We start from the raw sequence: 19,188 nt of genomic DNA, 5'->3' as shown, positions 1-19,188 counted from the left end.
CGCGGCAGGGCCTGGCTCAGCTTTCCGTGGCTGCCTCGATGCGCGCCACGATGGCCTCGTGCAGGTCTTCCTGCAGCGCCTTGAAGGCCTTGTACTGGTCCTTGTCCAGGAAGCGCTTCATGCGCTCGGTGGTGTCCTTGCGGGACTGCTTCAGGTCCTTTTCCAGCCGCCGCTTCTGTTTCCTGTCCATCGACTCGATGGATTCCAGCGTGCCGTCCAGGCCATAGCGCCGGGCGATGGCGATGCGCTGGCGGACGCCGCTGCGCAGAATCTGCTCCACCTGGGTCCACTGGTAATCGCTCAGGTTCAGCTGCTCGCGAAACTCCTGCAGGCCGAGTTCAACCAGTTCCCGTGTTGACGGATTTTCATCGGGGTCGCCCTGTGCGAAGGCGGGGCTCGCGGCCAGCGCCAGCAGCATCAGGATGATGGGTGTGATTCGGGTGACGAGGTCACGCATGGGTTTGCTCTCCTTGGGTCTTGCCTGTGTCCGGTGGCTCGGACGTTCTCAGTTGTCGGTTGGTTCCGGCGGCACCCGGAGCCTGAAAGTCACGGGGCCGTCATTGACCAGTCTGACCATCATGTGGGCGCCAAATTCCCCGGTCGCGCAGGTACCCAGACGGGAACGTGCGAGCGCGAGCAGGTAGTCGAACAGCTGGCGCCCGGTCTCGGGGTCGGCCGCCGAGGTAAAGCTGGGGCGATTGCCGCTACGGGTATTGGCCGCCAGTGTAAACTGCGACACCAGCATCAGCTCGCCGCCTACCTGTTCGATATTCAGGTTCATCTTTCCGGCGTGGTCGGGAAACACGCGGTAAGCCAGCAGGCGCTCCAGCAACCGTTCGGCCTGGGCGGCGGTGTCGCCTTTTTCCACGCCCACAAGGACCACCAGCCCGGCGCCGATGGCGCCGGCTTCGCGGGTGACGTCGACCTGTTTCACAAGCACCGTGGCTTCCGATACCCTTTGCAATAATGCGATCATGCGACGCTCAATCACCCGCCCCGCCGACGGGACCACCGGAAAACGCATAGCGTATCAGGTTGGGCCGCGGGAAACTCCCCGGACTATGGAATGAAAGCACTCACCCTGAAAACCATGGCGTTCGTGTTCAGCCTGCTGCCGGCGGCCTGGCTGTCGACGCTGGCCTGGCCGCTGGGTGCGCTGGTCTGGCGCGTGTCGAAACGCCTGCGCAAGGTGAGCCTGAAGAACCTGTCGCTGTGCTACCCGGACATGGCCGAGGCCGAATGCGAGGCGCTGGCGCGGCAGTCCCTGCACCACTATGCCAACAACGGCCTGGAAACGGGCCTGGCCTGGTATTCATCGCGGCGACGCTTCGACAGCCGCTTCCTGCCCGTGGTCGGCGAGGACAGCTACCGCCAGGCACTGGCGCCCGGCAAAGGCGTCGTGCTGCTCGCGCCGCACCATGGCGCCTGGGAAATGCTGGGCCTGATGCTGTCAGACGTGCTGGCGGCGACGTTGTATAAGCCCAGCGAGGACGACGCCGTCAACCGGCTGCTGGTCGAACGGCGCGGTCGGTTCGGCGCCAACCTGGTGCCGGCGGGCCGCCAGGGGCTGAAGGCCCTGGTCAGGGGCCTGGCCGACGGTCGTGCTGTGGCGATCCTGCCGGACCAGGAGCCACGCGCCGGTGACGGCCGCTTCGCGCCGTTCTTCGGCGTGCCGGCGCTCACGGGTGTGCTGGCGCCGCGCCTGCTGGGGCGCACCGGTGCGCGGGCCCTGTTCGCGGTCTGCCTGCGAGCGCCCGGCGGACGCTACCAGACCCACTTCCTGGCCCCGCACCCGGATATCTATTCCGATGACCTGGACCGCGCCGTCGCGGCCGTGAACGAAGGGGTGGAACGCTGTATCGCGCTTGCCCCGGCCCAGTACCTGTGGGCCTACAAGCGGTTCCGGGCTCGGCCGGAGGGTGAGACGAGGTTCTACTAGCCAGGTCCCACCATGGCCCGGCCTGCCCGGGCCGGTTCAATCGCGCCAGAATGCCGGGGTCAACAGCACCAGCAGGGTGTAGATCTCCAGTCGCCCGGCCAGCATTGCGAAAGACAGGATCAGCTTGGCGACATCGCCCAGGCTGGCGTAAGAGTAAGCCACGTCGCCCAGGCCCGGGCCCAGGTTGGTAATGCAAGCCGTCACCGCCGTGAACGCCGTCAGCAGGTCCAGCCCGGTGGCGACCAGCAGCAGCGTCATCAGCGCCGTGCTGGCCGCGAACAGGAAGAAGAAGCCGGTCACGGCATCAAGCACGGACTCGGCGGCCCTGTAGCCCCCGAACTTCACTGGCAACACGGCGTGCGGGTGAATCAGGCGGTGAATCTCGCGGGTGGCGTGGCGGTAAAGCAATTGCAGGCGGATGACTTTCATGCCGCCGGCCGTGCTGCCGGCGCAGCCGCCAATAAACGCCATCGAGATCAACGCCAGCGGGATCCAGCCCTGCCACTGGTGGAATTCGGTGGTCGTGAACCCGGTCGTGGTCAATGCCGAAACCACCTGGAAACCGCCAAAACGCACGGCTTCGCCCAGCGTGCCGAAGGTGCCGTTATAGACCAGCATGAAGGCCACCAGCACCGTGAAGCCTGCCAGCAGTACTGCGTAGGTTTTCAGTTCCGAATCGTTGAAATAGGGCTGTGCGCTGGCTTTTCGCCAGGCCGAGAAGTGCAGCGCGAAGTTCATCCCCGAGATGATCATGAACACCATGGCAATGGCTTCCAGCGTGGGGCTGTCGAAATAGCCGAAGCTGGTGTCATGGGTCGAGAAGCCGCCGATGGCGACGGTGCTGAAGGCGTGACTGATCGCGTCGAACAAGGTCATGCCGCCCAGCCAGAACGACAGCGTGCAGGTGACCGTGATGCCCAGGTACAGCAGCCACAGCGCCTTGGCCGTTTCGGCGATGCGCGGCGTGAGCTTGGCGTCTTTCATGGGCCCCGGGGTCTCCGCGCGGAACAACTGCATGCCGCCAACGCGCAGCATCGGCAGGATGGCCACCGCCAGCACGATGATGCCCATGCCGCCCAGCCACTGCAGCTGCTGGCGATAGAACAGGATGCCATGCGGCAGGGTGTCGATATGGTCGAGCACTGTGGCGCCGGTGGTCGTCAGGCCGGACATGGATTCGAACAGGGCGTCCACGTAACTCATCTGCGGCTGCGGCAGCAGCAGGAACGGCAATGCACCGACCATGGCCAGCACCAGCCAGCAGGCGGCGACGATGATGAAGCCGTCGCGCAGGCGCAGGTCGCGGGCGTCCTTGCGCACCGGCCACCAGATCAGGCCGCCCACGACCACGAGTACGATGGCGGCCAGCAGGAACATGTAGGCGGCGTGGTCGTCGTAAATCCACGAGACGAACGCCGGTGGCAGCATCATCAGGCTGGACCAGGCGACCAGGGCGCCGATCACCCGCTGGATGGCGGCAAACTTCATCGTCAGACGAAGGTCGCGCTGACCTGGAACAGGGCCTCGACGGCCGGAATCTGGCGCTTGTCCGGCACGAACAGCAGCACGTGGTCGTTCTCCGCGATCACCGTGTCGTGGTGGGCGATGATGACCTCATCGCCACGGACAATGGCGCCGATGGTGGTGCCCTCGGGCAGCGGCAGGTCTTCCAGCGCCCGGCCCACCACGCGCGATGAGTGGCGGTCGCCCAGGGCCTCGGCCTCGATCGCCTCGGCTGCGCCGCGTCGCAGCGAATGAACGCGCACGATGCTGCCCCTGCGGATATGCGTGAGCAGCGAGCCGATGGTGATCTGCTCCGGGGAAACGGCGATATCAATCTCGCCCGATTCGACCAGGTCGACGTAGGCTGGTCGGTTGATGATGGCGATGACCTTGCGTGCGCCCATGCGCTTGGCCAGCATCGACGCCAGGATATTGGCCTCGTCGTCGTTGGTGAGCACGCAGAACACGTCTGCGGTCTCGATGGCCTCTTCGCGCATCAGGTTTTCGTCGGCGCAGTCGCCGATCAGCACGATGGCCTTTTCCAGCTCCTCGGCAATCGCCTCGGCGCGCTCGGGGTCGCGCTCGATGACCTTGACGTGGTGATCGCGCTCCAGCTGTCGGGCCAGCGCGCTGCCGATATGGCCACCGCCAGCCAGCACGATACGCCGCACGGCGCGGTCGCGCGGGCGTAACTCCTGCATCATCGCCGGAATGTGCCGGCGCGCGGCCAGGAAGAACACGGTGTCGTTCTCTTCGATCACGGTGTTGCCGTCCGGCACCACCAGCTGGCCCTGGCGGTAAATGGCCGCCACGCGCGCGTCGCCGCCGGCCGGCAGGTGATCCTTGAGCGTGCTCAGCTGCTGGCCGACCAGCAGGCCACCGGCATCTGCCTGGGTGGCGACCAGCTGAGCACGGCCCTCGGCAAAATCCAGCACCTGCAGCGCGCCCGGGTACTGGATCAGCCGGGCGATGTGCTGGGTGATGAGCTGTTCCGGGCTGATCAGCACGTCGATCGGCGAATGCTCGCGGCTGAACAGACTGGGGTAATCGGTGTAGGCGGCCGAGCGCACCCGCGCCACGCGGGTGGGGGTGTTGAACAGCGTGTACGCCACCTGGCAGGCGACCATGTTGACCTCGTCGGAATTGGTCACGGCGACCACCAGGTCGGCATCCTCGATACCCGCCCGCACCAGGATCTTCGGGTGCGAGGCATGGCCGTGGACCACGCGGATATCCAGGTGATCCTGCAGTTGTCGCAGTTGCTGCTGGTTGGTGTCGATAACGGTGATGTCGTTGTCTTCCGACGACAGGCTGTGGGCCACGGTGGAGCCGACCTGGCCGGCGCCCAGGATGACGATCTTCACGAAGCGGACTCGCTGGCGATGGTCTTGGGGTCAATCCCCAGTGACCGGAGTTTGCGGTACAGGTGCGTGCGCTCCATGCCGACCGCGTCTGACAGTTTACCGACGCTGCCGCCGGCCTTGCGCAGCTGGTAGACCAGGTATTCACGCTCGAATTGCTCGCGCGCTTCGCGCAGTGGCAGCTCGAAGGCGCTGGGCAGGGTCGTTGCCGGACCGCCGGAGGACTCCGTGGCCGGGTGCTTCAGTGCGTCCTCGATTTCCTGCACGCTGACCTCGCCTTCACCACCCATGATCAGCAGGCGCTGGACCACGTTGCGCAGTTCACGTTCGTTACCCGGCCAGCCATGGTTGCGCAGGCGGTTCAGTGCCGACACCGGGAAGGCGCGCCAGGCCAGGCCCTCGTTGTTGGAGAACCAGTCGGTGTACCAGCTGACCAGCTCGGGCACGTCCTGCGGGCGATCGCGCAACGCCGGCAGGTGCAGTGGCAGGACATTCAGCTGCAGGTAGAGCTGCTCAAGCAGGTCGCCATTGTCGATATGGGCCATGGGGTCGCCGGACACGCTGGCGATGACCCGGCAGCGCAGGGGCCGTGGACTGGCTTCACCCGGTCGCGACCACTGCCGCGCTTCCAGGATCGCGCTCAGCAGCACCTGGACCTCGCGGGTCAGCAGTGCCGCTTCCGGGATATAAAGCGTACCGGTGTCCGCCGCTTCCAGCGCGCCGGACTCCGCCCCATCACCGAACAGGCAAGCCACGGCATCATCGTTGACGCGCGTGGTGTCGAGCACCGTGAACGGTGAGTCGCCGCCGCCCAGGCGATGAATCCACGCGGCCAGTGTTTCCTTGCCGCTGCCTGCTTCGCCGGTGATGAAGATGGGCCGGTCGTGGCACGCGGCCTGCTCGGCCTTCTGGCGTAGCAACTGCATCTGCGGGCTGCTGCCCTGCGGCTCGGTATCCCCGCCCCTGGGGCCGGCGACTGGTCGCGGCGCGGCCTGGCGCTTGCCCAGGGCCTGCTTGACGGTGGCCAGCAGCTTGGCCAGTGAAAGGGGTTTCTGGACGAAGTCGACGGCGCCCAGCCGGGTCGCCTCAACCGCAGTTTCGAGTGTGCCGTGCCCGGAGATCATCACCACCGGGCAGTCCAGCCGGCCGCTGGCGGACCATTCCTTGAGCAGGGTGATACCGTCAACGTCCGGCATCCAGATGTCCAGCAGTACCAGGTCGGGCTCTTCTCGGTTAAACGCGGCGCGCGCCGTCTCACCGTTTTCCGCCGTTTCCACGACGTAGCCTTCGTCCTCGAGAATGTCACCCATCAGCTGGCGGATGTCGGGTTCGTCGTCGACCACCAGGATCCGTGTTTGGGCCATGCGGCTACTCACCTTCGCGTGGGCGGGTATCGCCCCGGTGTTGCAGGGAAACAACAGCAGAATAACGGAATTCAGCCCGTCATGACACCGTTTCGGGCGCCAGCGGAAGCGTAATGACGGCGCGGGCGCCGCCGTCGTGATTGACGATGGCAATCGTGCCGTCGTGGTCATCGATGATCTTGCGGCAGATGGCCAGCCCCAGGCCGCTGCCGTTGGGCTTGTGCGTGACATAGGGTTCGAACGGCTGGGCCAGCACCGAGTCGGGGAACCCCGGTCCGTTATCGTCCACGCGCAGTTCCAGGCGCGCTTCGTCGTCGTCATCAATGACCCGGGTGCGGATGCCGATGCGGGTCGGGCGGCCGTCAACGTTGGCCTCGATGGCGTTTCGGATCAGGTTGTGCAGCAGCTGCCTCAACTGGCCGGCATCCGCGGAAAGGCCCTCCGGGCCCTCACACATGTCAAGCTCGATCACCAGCCCGGGGTCGCCCTGCCGGTAGAGTTCCACGACATTGTTGACCAGGCGGTCCAGGCGCACCGGCACGCGCTCCAGGTCCGGCTCGCGGGCATAGTCGCCGAAGGCGTCGACCAGTTTTCGCAACGCCTCGACCTGGGCCACGATGGTGGTGGCCGAGCGGTCGAGCATCTCGGCGTCGCGCCCGTCCAGGCGGTCCATCAGCTTCATGCGCAGGCGCTCGGCGGCCAGGCGGATGGGCGTCAGCGGGTTCTTGACCTCGTGCGCCAGTCGCCGCGCGACTTCGGCCCAGGCGGCATCGCGCTGGGCGCGGTTGAGCACGGTGACGTCGTCGAACACCACCACGTGGCCATCGTTCGACTCGGTGGAGGCCAGCCTGGAGCCGCGGGCCAGCAGAACCAGCGGGCGGCCGTCACGTTCCAGCAGGATCTCCTCCTGCCAGCCGCCATGGCCGCGACCCAGGTGGCGGCCGATGGTGTCGGTCAGCGGTTGCAGGTCAGTTCCGCCGGCGGCCAGCTTTGCCAGGGGCTGGCCGACGCTGGCGCCGGCCGGCAGCCCGAGAATCTTCTCGGCGGCCCGGTTGACGCGGACCAGCCGACCTTCACCGTCGAGCGAGAATACGCCGGCGCTCAGGCTGCCGAGCACGGTCTCCAGGTACTCGCCCTGGGCCTGCAGCCTGGCGCGGCTGCTTTCCGCCTCGTCGCTGGCGCGCAGCAGGGCCTCGGTCATTTCATTGAACGACTGCGCCAGGAAGCCGATTTCATCGCGCCCGCCGGTTTCCACGGCTTGCCCCAGGTCGCCGGAGGCCACCCGGCGCGTGGCCAGCGCCAGGCTGGAGATCGGCGCGACCATTCGGCGCGCGGCGGTCAGCGCCGCCAGGATCGCCAGCAGCACCGTCAGGCCCAGGACCAGCGACAGGATCAGCAGGAAACTCTGCTTCAGCCAGCCACGCAGGTAGGCGATGTTCTGGTATCGGTGGTATTCCTGCTCGATATTGCTGGTGAGTGCGCTGATGGTCTCGGGCAGGGGGTACAGCGCCTGCAATAGGTAGACGCCGCCGCCAGAGCCGGTGTCAGGTAAGCGCTGCAGCACCCGGATGGTCAGGCTGCCATCGGCGCCGGGCTCCGCCGCGGCGTACTCGCCACGCTCCCGTGCCTGCAGCAGTGCGTAGTCTCCTGGCCGGTCGGGCAGGCTGGCCAGTGGGTCGAAGGCCGCGCTGGCCTCGATACGGCCGTTGGCCGACAGCACGCTGAGCTCCACCGGGCCGGCCGCCCTGACGCTGTCCAGCAGCACGCGCCGGATTGCATCGTTGTCGTCATCGGCCATATCGATGGCATTGCCCAGTTGGCGCACCTGGCCCCGGGCCTCGAAGGTGCGGCGGTCGAGGAACTCCTTGCCCAGGCGCAGGGAGTCGGCGAGGGCCGACTCGACCTCGACATCAAACCAGCTGTCCACGGTTTTGGAGAGAAACCACGCGGACACGAAATAGACGATCAGGGCCGGCGGCAACGACATGACGAGGAAGTTCCGGACCCAGCGGGCCGAGAGCCTTGCCCCTGGAACCTCGGCGCGAACGTTGCGGTAAAGGGCGACGAACCGGGACACGATGGCCAGGGCCAGCAGCGCAAGGGCAACGATGGTCAGTACCAGTACCCACAGGTAAACGCGGTTGTAGCCGCCGGCATCCTCGGGTACGTCACTGACCAGCACCAGCGAGACCAGCAGCACCAGCAGCGCGGCCAGCACCGGGGCAACACGGAACAGGCGTCGTCTCAGCCGCTTGTTTTCAATGGCCATTGCGTCCATCCGCTGTCGTGGTGCCAACGCCGGAACAGCAGCGCCGGCAACTGGATCGGCGCCGGCAGCGCGGACCGGTCAAGGCGGGCCCTGACCCGGAACTGGTAGTCGCCGGCCCGTAGTTCACCGGTGGGCAGGCGGTAGTCCAGCTTCCCGGTGGCGCGCAGGGCATGCCGCAGGCGGGGAAAGGTCTGCACGTCGTCCTGGCCCGGTCCCGTGAGCTGGAACTGCTCACTCAGTGGCAGGTAGCGCAGGGTCCAGTGGTCCCTGGCCGCCGTGACCAGGTCCCTGCTGTCGGCCTGGCGAAGCTCCGAATTCACCAGGATTTCCAGTGTCACGCCGCGCCACAGCGCCCTGCGTGCGGCATGGCTGAGTTCGATATTCAGTTGCAGGTCGACCCGGAGATCATCGCGCGCCGGGCGCAGGGTGGCGTTTCGAATTTCGAAACCATGCTCAACCGGCGCGCGCTCGCAGGCGCAAAGCAGCAGGGCGGTCAAGCTAAGCAGGCTTGCGAAGCGTCGCGTAGTAGAACCCGTCCATGCCCGTCTCGCCGGTAAGGACCTGCCGACCGGGCGATTCGTCGCCCGCCGGGTCGCTGTCCACGGACGCGGAAGGGTTGTCTTGAAGAAATCGCTGAATTTGCTGGCTATTTTCACGTTTCAGCACGGAGCAGGTCGCGTACACAAGGATACCGCCCGGCCGCAGCAGGGGCCAGAGCGCATCCAGCATCTTTGCCTGCAACGCCACCGCGGCGCCAACCTGCTCGGGGGTGCGCTGCCACTTGATTTCCGGGTGGCGGCGGATGACGCCGATGGCGCTGCACGGGGCGTCAAGGAGAATCCGGTCGAAGGGTTCGCCATCCCACCAGCCGGAAGGATCGGTGGCGTCGCCCACCTGTAGCCGGGCTTCCAGCCCCAGCCGCGCAAGGTTTTCGCGGACACGCCCCAGGCGGCGTTCATCGTTGTCCAGCGCGGTGAGCTGCAGGTTCGGCTCGCGCTCCAGCAGGTGGCAGGTCTTGCCGCCCGGGGCCGCGCAGGCATCCAGGATGCGGTCGCCGGGCCGTGGCGCCAGGTAGTGCGCCGCCAGTTGCGCGGCGGCATCCTGGACGCTCCAGTGTCCTTCGCTGAAGCCCGGGGCCTGTTCGACCGGGGCGGGTGGGTCGAGCCGCAGGGCCATATCCACTTCCGGATGCGAAGTGGCCTGGAAGCCGGCGTTGGTCAGCTGCATGGCCAGGGTGTCGCGCGTGATCCGCTGTCCGTTCGTGCGCAGCCACATGGGTGGCTGCTCGTTGTTGGCGTCGACGATCGACCGCCATTGGTCGGGCCAGTCTTTTTTCAACATCCCCAGCAGCCACGGCGGGTGCGACAGGGCCGCATCGCGGGATTCAAGCGCCGCCAGCCGCTCGTCGCGCTCGCGCAGGAAGCGGCGCAGCACGGCATTGACCAGGCCAACGGCCCAGGCCTTGCGCAGCGACCGCGCGACCTCGGCCGTGGCATGAACGGCGGCGTGTCCCGGCGTGTCTTCGCGCCAGAGCTGGTAGATGCCCAGCTGAAGCAACAGGGCGATATCCCGATCCCTGGGCTTGAGGGGGCGGTCCAGCAATTCACCGGCCAGTGCTTCGAGCGCACCGGACCAGCGCACCACGCCATTGGCCAGGCGACGGGCAAAGGCCCGCTCGCGGTCGTCGCGGGCCGACTCGAACAGGGCAGGGTCCGTCAGGGCGCCGTGATGGTTCATGACGGCGATGATGGCCCTGAGCGCGACACGCCGGGCATCTTCGCCCCTGGCGTTCTTCATTTCAGCTGCCCGGGTGCGGCCTGTGCGTTCAGCCAGTCGGTCACGCTGACGCGCCGACCGCCTTCGGCCTGCACTTCCAGCAGCCGCAGGCTGCCCTGGCCGGTGGCCACGTCGATGCCGTCGGCGCCGGCCGCAATGACCTGCCCGGGCGTGCCGGAACCGCTGTTGCGCGCCCGTGCGGACCACACCCGCAGTCGCTTGCCTTCGTGCTCACACCAGGCCACGGGCCAGGGGTTGAATGCCCGCACCTGGCGCTCGAGCGTCATGGCGTCGAGTTGCCAGTCCAGCCGGGCCTCGTCCTTGGTCAGCTTGTGGGCGTACACGGCGGCATCATCATCCTGGGGCACCGGCTCCGGTAGCGCTCCCCGGGCGAGCTGGCCCAGGCAGTGCGAAAGCGCGTCGGCGCCCAGTACCGCGAGCCGGTCATGCAGGCTCGCCCCGGTATCGTCGGGACCGATGGCGGTCGCCAGGTGGTGGAAGACGGGGCCGGTGTCCAGGCCGGGCGCCATCTGCATGATGCAGACGCCTGATTCTGTATCGCCGGCCTCGATGGCACGCTGGATGGGCGCCGCGCCACGCCAGCGCGGCAATAGCGAGGCATGGATGTTCCAGCAACCCAGGCGTGGGATGTCCAGCACCGCCTTCGGCAGGATCAGCCCATAGGCGGCTACGATCATCAGGTCGGCCTGCAGCGCTGCCAGAGGTGCATGCGCCTCGGGGTCGCGAAGGCTGGCGGGCTGCATCACCTCGACATCATGCGCAAGCGCCAGTTGCTTGACCGGGCTTTGCTGCATTTTCCGGCCACGGCCGGCACGACGGTCCGGCTGGGTCAGCACGGCCGCCACGTCCGCACCGGCCTCGAGCAGGCGGCGCAGGGGCGGGACGGCAAAGTCTGGCGTGCCCGCGTAGATGATACGCGGTGAAGGGATTCGCATTGTCAGGGGTGTCCTGCGGGTGTTCAGGCGCCGCCGGCCGGAACGGCTTGCCGGCGCGCCTTTTCGAGTTTCTTGCGGACCATCTGGCGCTTCAGCGGAGACAGGTAGTCGACGAAGAGCTTGCCCTGCAGGTGGTCCATTTCGTGCTGCAGGCAGACCGCGTCCAGGCCATCCAGGGTGGCCTCGAAGCGCTCGCCGTCGACGCCCTGGGCCTCGACCCGGATCGATTCGGCCCGCTCGACGTTGGCATAGATGCCGGGCACCGACAGGCAGCCTTCCTCGTAGACCTGGTGGCCGTCGGCCTCGATGATCTTCGGGTTGATGTACACGCGCGCTTCTTCGCGAGAATCGCTGGTGTCCATGACCAGCACTTGCTGGTGGACATCGACCTGGGTGGCGGCCAGTCCAATGCCTTTCTCGTTGTACATGGTCTCGAGCATGTCCCGGACCAGGTCGGCGAGGGCCTCGTCAAAGGTCTCCACCGCCTTGGCGATGGTTCGCAGGCGCGGGTCGGGGAATTCGAGGATTTCCATCAGGGCCATAGAAATACGTTCCGCTTAAATAATTTAGATGAACTTTCTGACAGCTTTAATTATGATAGCTAATGACGAACCATGTTCGCCACATGACAACGGCCGCACAGGTCAGCAGGCGGGACGCCTGGAAAAACGGGGAAAGGAAAGTGAAAAGGAAACTCATTTACCTCATCCTGGTGATGCTCCTGTCCGGGGCAGTGATGGCACAGGATGTGTCTGTCCGCACCGACCACCCGGATGAATACATTGTAGTTAAGGGGGACACGCTCTGGGACATTTCCGGGAAATTCCTGGATCATCCATGGCAATGGCCAGCCATCTGGCATGCCAACCAGCAGATTGAAAATCCTCACCTGATTTATCCCGGCGACAAGCTTCGCCTGGTTTATGTCGACGGCCAGCCGCGCCTGATGGTTGACCGTGGTCGTCCGACCGTACGGCTGAGCCCGGACGCGCGTGTGACCAATCGCGAGGCCGTGCCACCCATTCCGCACGAGGAGCTGGCTGGCCTGATTCGCAATATGCAGGTGGTCAGCGCCGAGCAGTTTGACGCGCTGCCCTACGTGGTCGCCAACAACGAGCAGCGCCTGCGCTCAATGCACAAGGACCGCACCTATGCGCGCGGTGTGCAGGGTAGCGTCGGCGACTATTACGCGGTCATGCGCCTGGGCAATATTTACGTGCGCCAGAAAGATGGCAACATCATCCGCGTTCGCGAGCCGGGTTATGGCCTGCATGCGCCGGTTGACCACGAGTATCACCCGGGTTTCTGGGAATCCACGGCGTATTTCAACAAGAACAAGGGTGACGTGATCGGCTTCGAACTGTACCAGGTCGCCGAAGTCATGCTGTCCAAGCAGGGCGACCCGGCCATCCTGACGATCGGCACTTCGCAAGGCGCCGTGCAGGAAGGCGACCGCATCATGCCTCTGGATCGCCTGGGTTACCCGGATGAGTATGTACCCCACGCCATGAGCGTTATTCCCGATGGCATGCGCGTGCTGGGGGTAGAGGGCAACAATCGCCTGGTCGGTCACCTGAAGATGGTGTCCATCAGTGGCGGTCGTGACCTGGGCGTCGAGCCGGGCCACGTGTTCTCGGCGTTCTCACCGGGCGCGGAAATCCGTGACCGTGTCAAATATCCTGCGGGCACGTGGACACTTCCTCCTACAGAAGGAGACAACTTTGTGACATTGCCGGACGAGTTCAATGCGCACATCATGGTGTTCCGCGTATTCGACGAAGTCAGCTACGCGCTGATCATGGCCGGTGACAAGGAAACGCTCGAGGATGACATTCTCAAGCACCCGGACGAGACGTTGTGACGCCTGGCTGATAAGCATTGTTTTCGCGGGGCGCCTCAGGGCGCCCCGTTTCGTTTAAGGCAGGAGTGACATGAGAGACTGGTTGGTGGCCCTGCGGGCGCCGGGCCTGGGACACCAGGGGCTGCGCCAGGCGCTGGAAAGGCTGGGCGATGTCCATACCCTGGTGCGTGCAGATTCGGCCACGCTGGAACGGGCTGGTATCGGCGCCGAAGCGATCGAGGCAATCCGGCACCCGGACGAGGCCCTGCTCGCCAGGGACCAGCGCTGGCTCGAGCACGAAGGGCATCACCTGCTGACCCTGGGCGACGAGGACTATCCGCCGCTGCTGCGCCGCATCGCGTCGCCACCGGCCGCGTTATGGGTGGCCGGCGACCCCGCCTTGCTGTGGACGCCGCAGGTGGCCATTGTTGGCAGTCGCAACCCGACCCGCGGTGGCTTCGACCACGCCGGTGATTTTTCCGCCACCCTGGGCGCGCATGGTTTCACCATCACCAGCGGCCTGGCCGCGGGCATCGATATCACCGCGCACCGGGCGGTGCTGGACCGGGGCCTGCCGACAATCGCGGTCATGGGTACGGGGCCGGACGTCGTGTATCCAGCCGCCCACCGCGATGACGCGGCGCGCATCGCCAGGCAGGGTGCGGTGGTCACGGAGTTCACGCCCGGCACGACGGCGCGGCCGTCGCACTTTCCCGGCCGCAACCGCATCATCGCCGGGCTGTCTCTGGGTGTCCTTGTGGTCGAGGCCGGCATGAAATCCGGCTCGCTGATCACGGCGCGCCTGGCGGCGGAGCAGGGCCGCGAGGTATTCGCGCTGCCGGGGTCTTTGCATAACCCGATGGCGAAAGGCTGCCACCGGCTGATCAAGCAGGGCGCGCGCCTGACCGAGGCCACGGAAGACATTGTCGAGGCGCTGGCACCGGTGGCCGCGGAACTCGCAGACGCGCTGCGCGAACGCCTGGGCGCGCCCGCATCCGTCCCGGCCAAAGCCGACGCGGCGGCGGCGCATGACGGTTTCGACGATGATCCCGACTACGCGCGACTACTGGAGGCCATTGGCCATGACCCGGTGGCGATTGACCGGGTGATCGAGAGCAGCGGCCTGCGCGCCCGCGAGGTCTCGTCGATGTTACTGATGCTTGAGCTGCGTGACCGTGTCGAACTGTTGCCGGGTGGCCGTGTTTGCCTGAGGGCGCCGACGACACCTTGATAACGGCATTTTTGCCGCCATTTCTTTCGACTTGTCGTACATTGCCCTGAAAACAGGAAAAATTTTTCGTTATCCATTGACGCGGGCGGCTATTTGTTGAAAGCTGGACGTGCTGGAGCTGAGAGGACTGGTCATCTGCCTGATAAAAAAAGATGACCTGCGACCAGAGGAAATAATGAAAGAAAACGTACTCGACGTACTGATGTTTCTGTTCGAGAAGTACTTCTATGACGAGCCCGAGCAAGAACCTGACCGGGCCGACATGGAAGACAACCTGCACCAGGCGGGATTCACCGCCGCCGAAATCGACAAGGCGTTTCACTGGCTGGATGGACTGGCTGAGCAACGGCATTTGCCGGAACTCAAGCTGCAGGCCGACCGCCCGATCCGCGTCTATGTTGATTCCGAGGTCAATCGCATCGAAACCGACAGCCGGGATTTCCTGATGTACCTGGAAAACATCGGCATTCTCGACGCGCAGCGCCGCGAGCTGGTCCTGGACCGGTTAATGGCCCTGGACGCCGAGGAAATCACGCTGGAAGACGTGAAGTGGGTGGTGCTGATGGTGCTGTTCAACCAGCCGGGCCAGGAAGCCAACTACGCCTGGATGGAAGACTTCATGTTTGACAGCGAACAGGAATATCGGCACTAATTAAAAAAGGGTCGCCTGGCCCGGGGTGCGACCAGTCGCCCATTCGAGGGTGACGGGATGTCGCCTGTGCTGATCATTCGGAAGCGTCAATCAAAGCTCGCGCGCTCCGTACCACGAGGAGAGCCCGCGGGTTCTTTCATATGGCAAAAAATCTGCTCATCGTAGAGTCGCCGGCCAAGGCGACTACCATCAACCGCTACCTCGGACCGGATTTCGAGGTGCTGGCGTCATACGGGCATATCCGTGACCTGCCGTCGAAGGACGGCGCGGTTGATATCGACAATGACTTCGCGATGCACTACGAGCTGTCCGATGGCAGCAAGAAGCACGTGGATCGCATTATCAAGGCCGCCAAAAAGGCCGAAGCCGTGTACCTCGCCACTGACCTTGATCGCGAAGGCGAGGCCATCTCCTGGCATATCTACGAGATCCTGCGTGAGAAGGGCCTGGTGGACGGCCGTGATTTCTACCGCGTCGAGTTCTCCGAAATTACCAAACGCGCCATCGAAGAGGCCGTCGCCAATCCGCGGGAGCTGTCGATGGACCTGGTCAACGCGCAGCAGGCCCGCCGCGCGCTGGACCACCTGGTGGGCTTCAACCTGTCACCGCTGCTGTGGCGCAAGATCAAGACCGGCCTGTCCGCCGGCCGTGTACAGAGCCCAGCGTTGCGCATGATCGTCGAGCGTGAGCGCGAGATCGAGGCCTTCGATCCGCAGGAATACTGGTCGTTCCACGCCGACATGCAAAAGGGCGACACACCGTTCGAGTCGCGCCTGGTGCAGCTCAACGGCAAGAAATACGAGCAGTTCGATATTACCGACGGCGACACGGCGGCCGGTGCGCGCGCCGCGCTGGCCGGCCACGCCGGTGTCGGCGGCACCGCGGATGCGCCCACGCCGGGCCGCCTGGTGGTCAACCGCGTCGACCGCAGCCAGCGCCAGCGCCGGCCGGCGGCGCCGTTCATCACCTCGACCCTGCAGATGGATGCCTCGCGCAAGCTGGGCTTCACCGCAAGGCGCACCATGCAGACCGCGCAGCAGTTGTACGAGGGCGTGGCCATCGATGGAGTCAACCAGGGCCTGATCACGTATATGCGTACCGACTCGGTGACGCTGTCCAACGATGCGCTGAATGACCTGCGTGGACAGATATCGCGACAGTTTGGCGCCGACTACCTGCCGGAAAAGCCGAACTTTTACGCCAACAAGTCGAAGAACGCCCAGGAGGCCCACGAGGCCATCCGCCCGACCATGGCCGACCTGACCCCGGACAAGGCGAAGCGTTACTTAAGCGAAGACCAGGCCAGGCTCTACGGCCTGATCTGGAAGCGCTCGGTGGCTTCACAGATGACGCCGGCAAAACTGGACCTGGTGGCGGTCGAATTCGATTGCGGCGCTGGTGCCACGTTCCGCGCCAACGGCTCGGTGGTGACCTTCCCCGGTTTCCTGGCGGCCTATGAAGAAAGCGCGGCCCAGGGCAAGGAAGAGAAAGAAGTACGGCTGCCGCAACTCGAGGAAGGCGACGAGGTGGTGGTCAACGACATCCGCGCCGACCAGCACTTCACCCAGCCGCCGCCCCGTTACTCGGAAGCGAGCCTGGTCAAGACGCTGGAGGAATATGGCATCGGCCGGCCGTCAACCTACGCCAGCATCATCCAGACGTTGCAGAACCGGCACTATGTCTACATCGACCGCCGCCGGTTTATCCCGACCGACACGGGTCGCGTGGTTGAGCGGTTCCTGGAAAACCATTTCGACGACTATGTCGATTACGAATTCACCGCGCGCCTGGAAGACGACCTGGACGCGGTCTCGCGCGGCGAACGCGACTGGAAGCCGTTGCTGACCGAGTTCTGGAAGCCATTCCACGAACGCATCGAGGAAAAGGCCGAGACGGTCAGCCGCGACGACGCGCGCCAGGCGCGCATCCTTGGCGACGATCCGAAGACCGGCAAACCCGTGTCGGTGCGCCTGGGTCGCTATGGCCCGCACGCGATGATCGGCACCCGCGATGACGACGACAAGCCGGCCTTCGCCGGGTTGCGCCCGGGCCAGAGCCTGGAAACCATCACGCTGGAAGAAGCCCTGGAGCTGTTCAAGCTGCCGCGTGACCTAGGCGAGACGGAAGACGGCGAGGACATCGCCGCCGGTATCGGCCGTTTCGGCCCGTTCATCCGTTACGGCAGCAAATTTGTTTCGCTGAAGGAAATCGACCCGCACGATGTCACCCTGGAGCAGGCGCTGGAGCTGATCGCGGCCAAGAAGCAGGCCGATCTGGACAAGATCCTGCGCACCTGGGAAGACAGCGAAATCCAGATCCTGAAAGGCCGCTGGGGGCCGTTCATCACGGACGGCCACAAGAACGTCCGCCTGCCGAAGGACCGCGAGCCGGAATCCTACACGTTGGAAGAATGCGAAGCGGTGCTGGAAGCCGCGCCGGAGCCCAAGCGCGGCCGGCGCAAGAAGGCCGCGAAAAAGAAGGCCAGGAAGAAGACCACGAAGAAGGCCGCGGGCAAGAAGACGTCAAAGAAGAAGGCGTCTAAGAAAAAGGCCACCAAGAAAAGCACCGCGAAGGTGCCGGCAAGCACCGAAGCCTGACACCCATGCGGCATACGCTGCTCACCCCGGAACAGGCGGCCGCCGTCATGCACGATGGCGGCGTCATCGCGTACCCCACCGAGGCCGTTTTCGGCCTGGGCTGTGATCCGCATAACGAAAAAGCGGTGCGCCGCATCCTGGCGCTCAAGCAGCGCGCGGAATCGATGGGGCTGATCCTGATCGGTAGCGACTTCACGCAGTTCAGTGGTTGGGTCGGCGATGCCAACCCGGAACCCGCGCTGGCGACCTGGCCCGGGCCGGTCACCTGGCTGTTCCCGAAAGCGGCCGACGCGCCACATTTCATTACCGGGGACCACCCCACCCAGGCCCTGCGCGTGACCGCGCACGAAGGCTGCCGGGCGCTGTGCGATGCCTTCGGCGGGCCGGTGGTGTCCACCAGCGCTAACCCCCACGGCACGCCGCCGGCGCGTTCGGCCGGCGAAGTCGAAACGTATTTCGGCGACTTCATTGATGGCATCGTTGCCGGCGCCTTGGGCGGTAAGGACAATTGCAGCGAGATTCGCGACCTGGCGACTGGCAAGATCCTGAGACCGGCATGACGACAGCCATTGAACTGAGCCCGCAGGGCATGCTCGTGCGCGACTACCTGCTGGACCTGCAGGACCGCATCTGCAACAGCCTGGCCGCTGCCGATGGCGGCGAAGGATTCGTCGAAGACGCCTGGGACCGGGCCGGCGGTGGCGGTGGCCGCACCCGCGTCATGGCGGACGGCCAGGTGTTCGAGCAGGGTGGCGTCAATTTTTCCCACGTGTTCGGCGACCAGTTGCCACCATCGGCCAGTAAGGCCCGCCCGGAACTGGCCGGGCGCGGTTTCCAGGCCATGGGCGTTTCACTGGTCATGCATCCCCGTAACCCCCACGTGCCGACGAGCCATGCCAACGTGCGCTATTTCGAGGCCAGTAACGGTGATGGCGAGCCGGTGTGGTGGTTCGGCGGTGGCTTCGACCTGACGCCGTACTACCCGGTGCTCGAAGACATCGTCCACTGGCACCAGGTCGCCAGTGACGCTTGCTGGCCCTGGGGCGAGCAGGTCTACGCGGAACACAAGGATTGGTGTGACCGGTACTTCCACAACCGCCATCGTGACGAGGCGCGTGGCGTGGGTGGCCTGTTTTTCGACGACCTGAACGAATGGGGTTTCGACCGCTGCTTCGGCTTCCTGCGCTCGGTCGGTGACGCCTACCTGGACGCCTACCTGCCCATTGTCGAGCGCCGACGCGACCAGCCCTGGTCGGAGCGCGAGCGCGCGTTCCAGCTCTATCGCCGTGGGCGCTACGTTGAGTTCAACCTGGTGTATGACCGCGGCACACTCTTTGGCCTGCAGTCCGGCGGTCGTACCGAGTCCATCCTGATGTCGATGCCGCCGCAAGCCGCGTGGCGCTACAACTGGCAGCCGGAGCCCGGTTCACCGGAGGCGGAACTGACCGACTATTTCCTGGTTCCGCGCGACTGGCTTTCGGTCAACGCAGAAGAACAACACGGAACCTAAACACCCCCCCGGTGGTCTGATTTAACGAGCCGCTTCCGTGGCTCGGTCCGCCTCCTCCCTGGGTGGACCTAAAACCGGGTTCGGTGCTTCCCCCAAAGCCGGAACCCTTCGTTAACCCCGGGCGCCCCGCGCCCGGGGTTTTTTGTTGGTGAGGAGTAATGAGAGAGGAGTGAGGAGTAAGGAGTGGGAG

The 19,188-nt window shown here is 65.3% G+C and carries 17 protein-coding genes; 7 read left to right on the top strand and 10 right to left on the bottom strand.

Translation table 11 applies throughout. The features are described from left to right. Positions 1–16 precede the first annotated feature (16 nt). Positions 17–457 (bottom strand): hypothetical protein, encoded by a 441-nt coding sequence (locus tag F3N42_RS08395; protein ID WP_150863982.1) that lies wholly within the window; start codon positions 455–457, stop codon positions 17–19. 48 nt (positions 458–505) lie between these two features. Continuing rightward, positions 506–976 (bottom strand): D-aminoacyl-tRNA deacylase, encoded by a 471-nt coding sequence (dtd, locus tag F3N42_RS08390; RefSeq protein WP_150863981.1) that lies wholly within the window; start codon positions 974–976, stop codon positions 506–508. A gap of 90 nt (positions 977–1,066) precedes the next feature. Between dtd and F3N42_RS08385 the strand changes: the two genes are divergently transcribed. After that, entirely contained in the window at positions 1,067–1,939 is an 873-nt protein-coding gene (locus tag F3N42_RS08385; protein WP_150863980.1) for a lysophospholipid acyltransferase family protein, read from the top strand. Between the two features lie 36 nt (positions 1,940–1,975). Here the strand turns inward: F3N42_RS08385 and F3N42_RS08380 are convergent, their stop codons facing one another. From F3N42_RS08380 to def, 8 genes are all read right to left on the bottom strand, one after another. Beyond that, entirely contained in the window at positions 1,976–3,427 is a 1,452-nt protein-coding gene (locus F3N42_RS08380; protein WP_150863979.1) for a TrkH family potassium uptake protein, read from the bottom strand. 2 nt (positions 3,428–3,429) lie between these two features. Then, the gene (gene trkA / locus F3N42_RS08375; RefSeq protein ID WP_150863978.1) at positions 3,430–4,806 is read right to left on the bottom strand and encodes a Trk system potassium transporter TrkA; all 1,377 of its coding nucleotides are present in this window, start codon (positions 4,804–4,806) and stop codon (positions 3,430–3,432) included. Beyond that, positions 4,803–6,167: a sigma-54-dependent transcriptional regulator gene (locus F3N42_RS08370; RefSeq protein WP_150863977.1), complete on the bottom strand. Its 1,365-nt coding sequence runs from the start codon at positions 6,165–6,167 to the stop codon at positions 4,803–4,805. The genes trkA and F3N42_RS08370 overlap by 4 nt, the downstream gene beginning before the upstream one ends. A gap of 79 nt (positions 6,168–6,246) precedes the next feature. Next, positions 6,247–8,436: a sensor histidine kinase gene (locus tag F3N42_RS08365; protein WP_191621310.1), complete on the bottom strand. Its 2,190-nt coding sequence runs from the start codon at positions 8,434–8,436 to the stop codon at positions 6,247–6,249. Then, positions 8,412–8,933: a DUF4390 domain-containing protein gene (locus F3N42_RS08360; protein ID WP_191621309.1), complete on the bottom strand. Its 522-nt coding sequence runs from the start codon at positions 8,931–8,933 to the stop codon at positions 8,412–8,414. Before F3N42_RS08360 ends, F3N42_RS08365 begins: the two co-directional genes overlap by 25 nt. Before the next feature lies 1 nt (position 8,934). After that, positions 8,935–10,233 (bottom strand): 16S rRNA (cytosine(967)-C(5))-methyltransferase RsmB, encoded by a 1,299-nt coding sequence (gene rsmB / locus F3N42_RS08355; RefSeq protein WP_150863974.1) that lies wholly within the window; start codon positions 10,231–10,233, stop codon positions 8,935–8,937. Further along, entirely contained in the window at positions 10,230–11,168 is a 939-nt protein-coding gene (gene fmt, locus F3N42_RS08350; RefSeq protein WP_150863973.1) for a methionyl-tRNA formyltransferase, read from the bottom strand. The genes rsmB and fmt overlap by 4 nt, the downstream gene beginning before the upstream one ends. A 23-nt stretch (positions 11,169–11,191) precedes the next feature. Continuing rightward, positions 11,192–11,710 carry a peptide deformylase gene (def, locus tag F3N42_RS08345; RefSeq protein ID WP_150863972.1) on the bottom strand — a complete coding sequence of 173 codons (519 nt, stop codon included), beginning with the start codon at positions 11,708–11,710 and terminating at the stop codon, positions 11,192–11,194. A gap of 140 nt (positions 11,711–11,850) precedes the next feature. Between def and F3N42_RS08340 the strand changes: the two genes are divergently transcribed. From F3N42_RS08340 to hemF, 6 genes are all read left to right on the top strand, one after another. Next, complete coding sequence (locus F3N42_RS08340) at positions 11,851–13,029, top strand: LysM peptidoglycan-binding domain-containing protein (protein ID WP_224784823.1); 1,179 nt, start codon at positions 11,851–11,853, stop codon at positions 13,027–13,029. Positions 13,030–13,099: 70 nt separating this feature from the next. Beyond that, entirely contained in the window at positions 13,100–14,239 is a 1,140-nt protein-coding gene (gene dprA / locus F3N42_RS08335; RefSeq protein WP_150863971.1) for a DNA-processing protein DprA, read from the top strand. A 175-nt stretch (positions 14,240–14,414) separates the two neighbouring features. Continuing rightward, complete coding sequence (locus F3N42_RS08330; protein ID WP_150863970.1) at positions 14,415–14,891, top strand: DUF494 family protein; 477 nt, start codon at positions 14,415–14,417, stop codon at positions 14,889–14,891. 140 nt (positions 14,892–15,031) lie between these two features. Further along, positions 15,032–17,488 (top strand): DNA topoisomerase I, encoded by a 2,457-nt coding sequence (locus tag F3N42_RS08325; protein ID WP_150863969.1) that lies wholly within the window; start codon positions 15,032–15,034, stop codon positions 17,486–17,488. A gap of 5 nt (positions 17,489–17,493) precedes the next feature. After that, complete coding sequence (locus tag F3N42_RS08320) at positions 17,494–18,048, top strand: L-threonylcarbamoyladenylate synthase (RefSeq protein ID WP_150863968.1); 555 nt, start codon at positions 17,494–17,496, stop codon at positions 18,046–18,048. Next, positions 18,045–18,998, top strand: a complete 954-nt coding sequence (hemF, locus tag F3N42_RS08315; protein ID WP_224784822.1) for an oxygen-dependent coproporphyrinogen oxidase — start codon at positions 18,045–18,047, stop codon at positions 18,996–18,998. Before F3N42_RS08320 ends, hemF begins: the two co-directional genes overlap by 4 nt. Positions 18,999–19,188: the final 190 nt, after the last annotated feature.

The organism is Marinihelvus fidelis (assembly GCF_008725655.1).
GTDB lineage: Bacteria > Pseudomonadota > Gammaproteobacteria > Xanthomonadales > SZUA-36 > Marinihelvus > Marinihelvus fidelis.
The sequence above is the reverse complement of the archived record's forward strand: the minus strand, read 5'-3'. Positions and strand labels throughout refer to the sequence as shown.

Bases quoted from the DNA above. Each gene is read 5' to 3' on its own strand.
- F3N42_RS08395 (WP_150863982.1), bottom strand. From the start codon at position 457: ATGCGTGACCTCGTCACCCGAATCACACCCATCATCCTGATGCTGCTG.
- dtd (WP_150863981.1), bottom strand. From the start codon at position 976: ATGATCGCATTATTGCAAAGGGTATCGGAAGCCACGGTGCTTGTGAAA.
- F3N42_RS08385 (WP_150863980.1), top strand. From the start codon at position 1,067: ATGAAAGCACTCACCCTGAAAACCATGGCGTTCGTGTTCAGCCTGCTG.
- F3N42_RS08380 (WP_150863979.1), bottom strand. From the start codon at position 3,427: ATGAAGTTTGCCGCCATCCAGCGGGTGATCGGCGCCCTGGTCGCCTGG.
- F3N42_RS08370 (WP_150863977.1), bottom strand. From the start codon at position 6,167: ATGGCCCAAACACGGATCCTGGTGGTCGACGACGAACCCGACATCCGC.
- F3N42_RS08365 (WP_191621310.1), bottom strand. From the start codon at position 8,436: ATGGCCATTGAAAACAAGCGGCTGAGACGACGCCTGTTCCGTGTTGCC.
- rsmB (WP_150863974.1), bottom strand. From the start codon at position 10,233: ATGAAGAACGCCAGGGGCGAAGATGCCCGGCGTGTCGCGCTCAGGGCC.
- fmt (WP_150863973.1), bottom strand. From the start codon at position 11,168: ATGCGAATCCCTTCACCGCGTATCATCTACGCGGGCACGCCAGACTTT.
- def (WP_150863972.1), bottom strand. From the start codon at position 11,710: ATGGCCCTGATGGAAATCCTCGAATTCCCCGACCCGCGCCTGCGAACC.
- dprA (WP_150863971.1), top strand. From the start codon at position 13,100: ATGAGAGACTGGTTGGTGGCCCTGCGGGCGCCGGGCCTGGGACACCAG.
- F3N42_RS08330 (WP_150863970.1), top strand. From the start codon at position 14,415: ATGAAAGAAAACGTACTCGACGTACTGATGTTTCTGTTCGAGAAGTAC.
- F3N42_RS08325 (WP_150863969.1), top strand. From the start codon at position 15,032: ATGGCAAAAAATCTGCTCATCGTAGAGTCGCCGGCCAAGGCGACTACC.
- F3N42_RS08320 (WP_150863968.1), top strand. From the start codon at position 17,494: ATGCGGCATACGCTGCTCACCCCGGAACAGGCGGCCGCCGTCATGCAC.
- hemF (WP_224784822.1), top strand. From the start codon at position 18,045: ATGACGACAGCCATTGAACTGAGCCCGCAGGGCATGCTCGTGCGCGAC.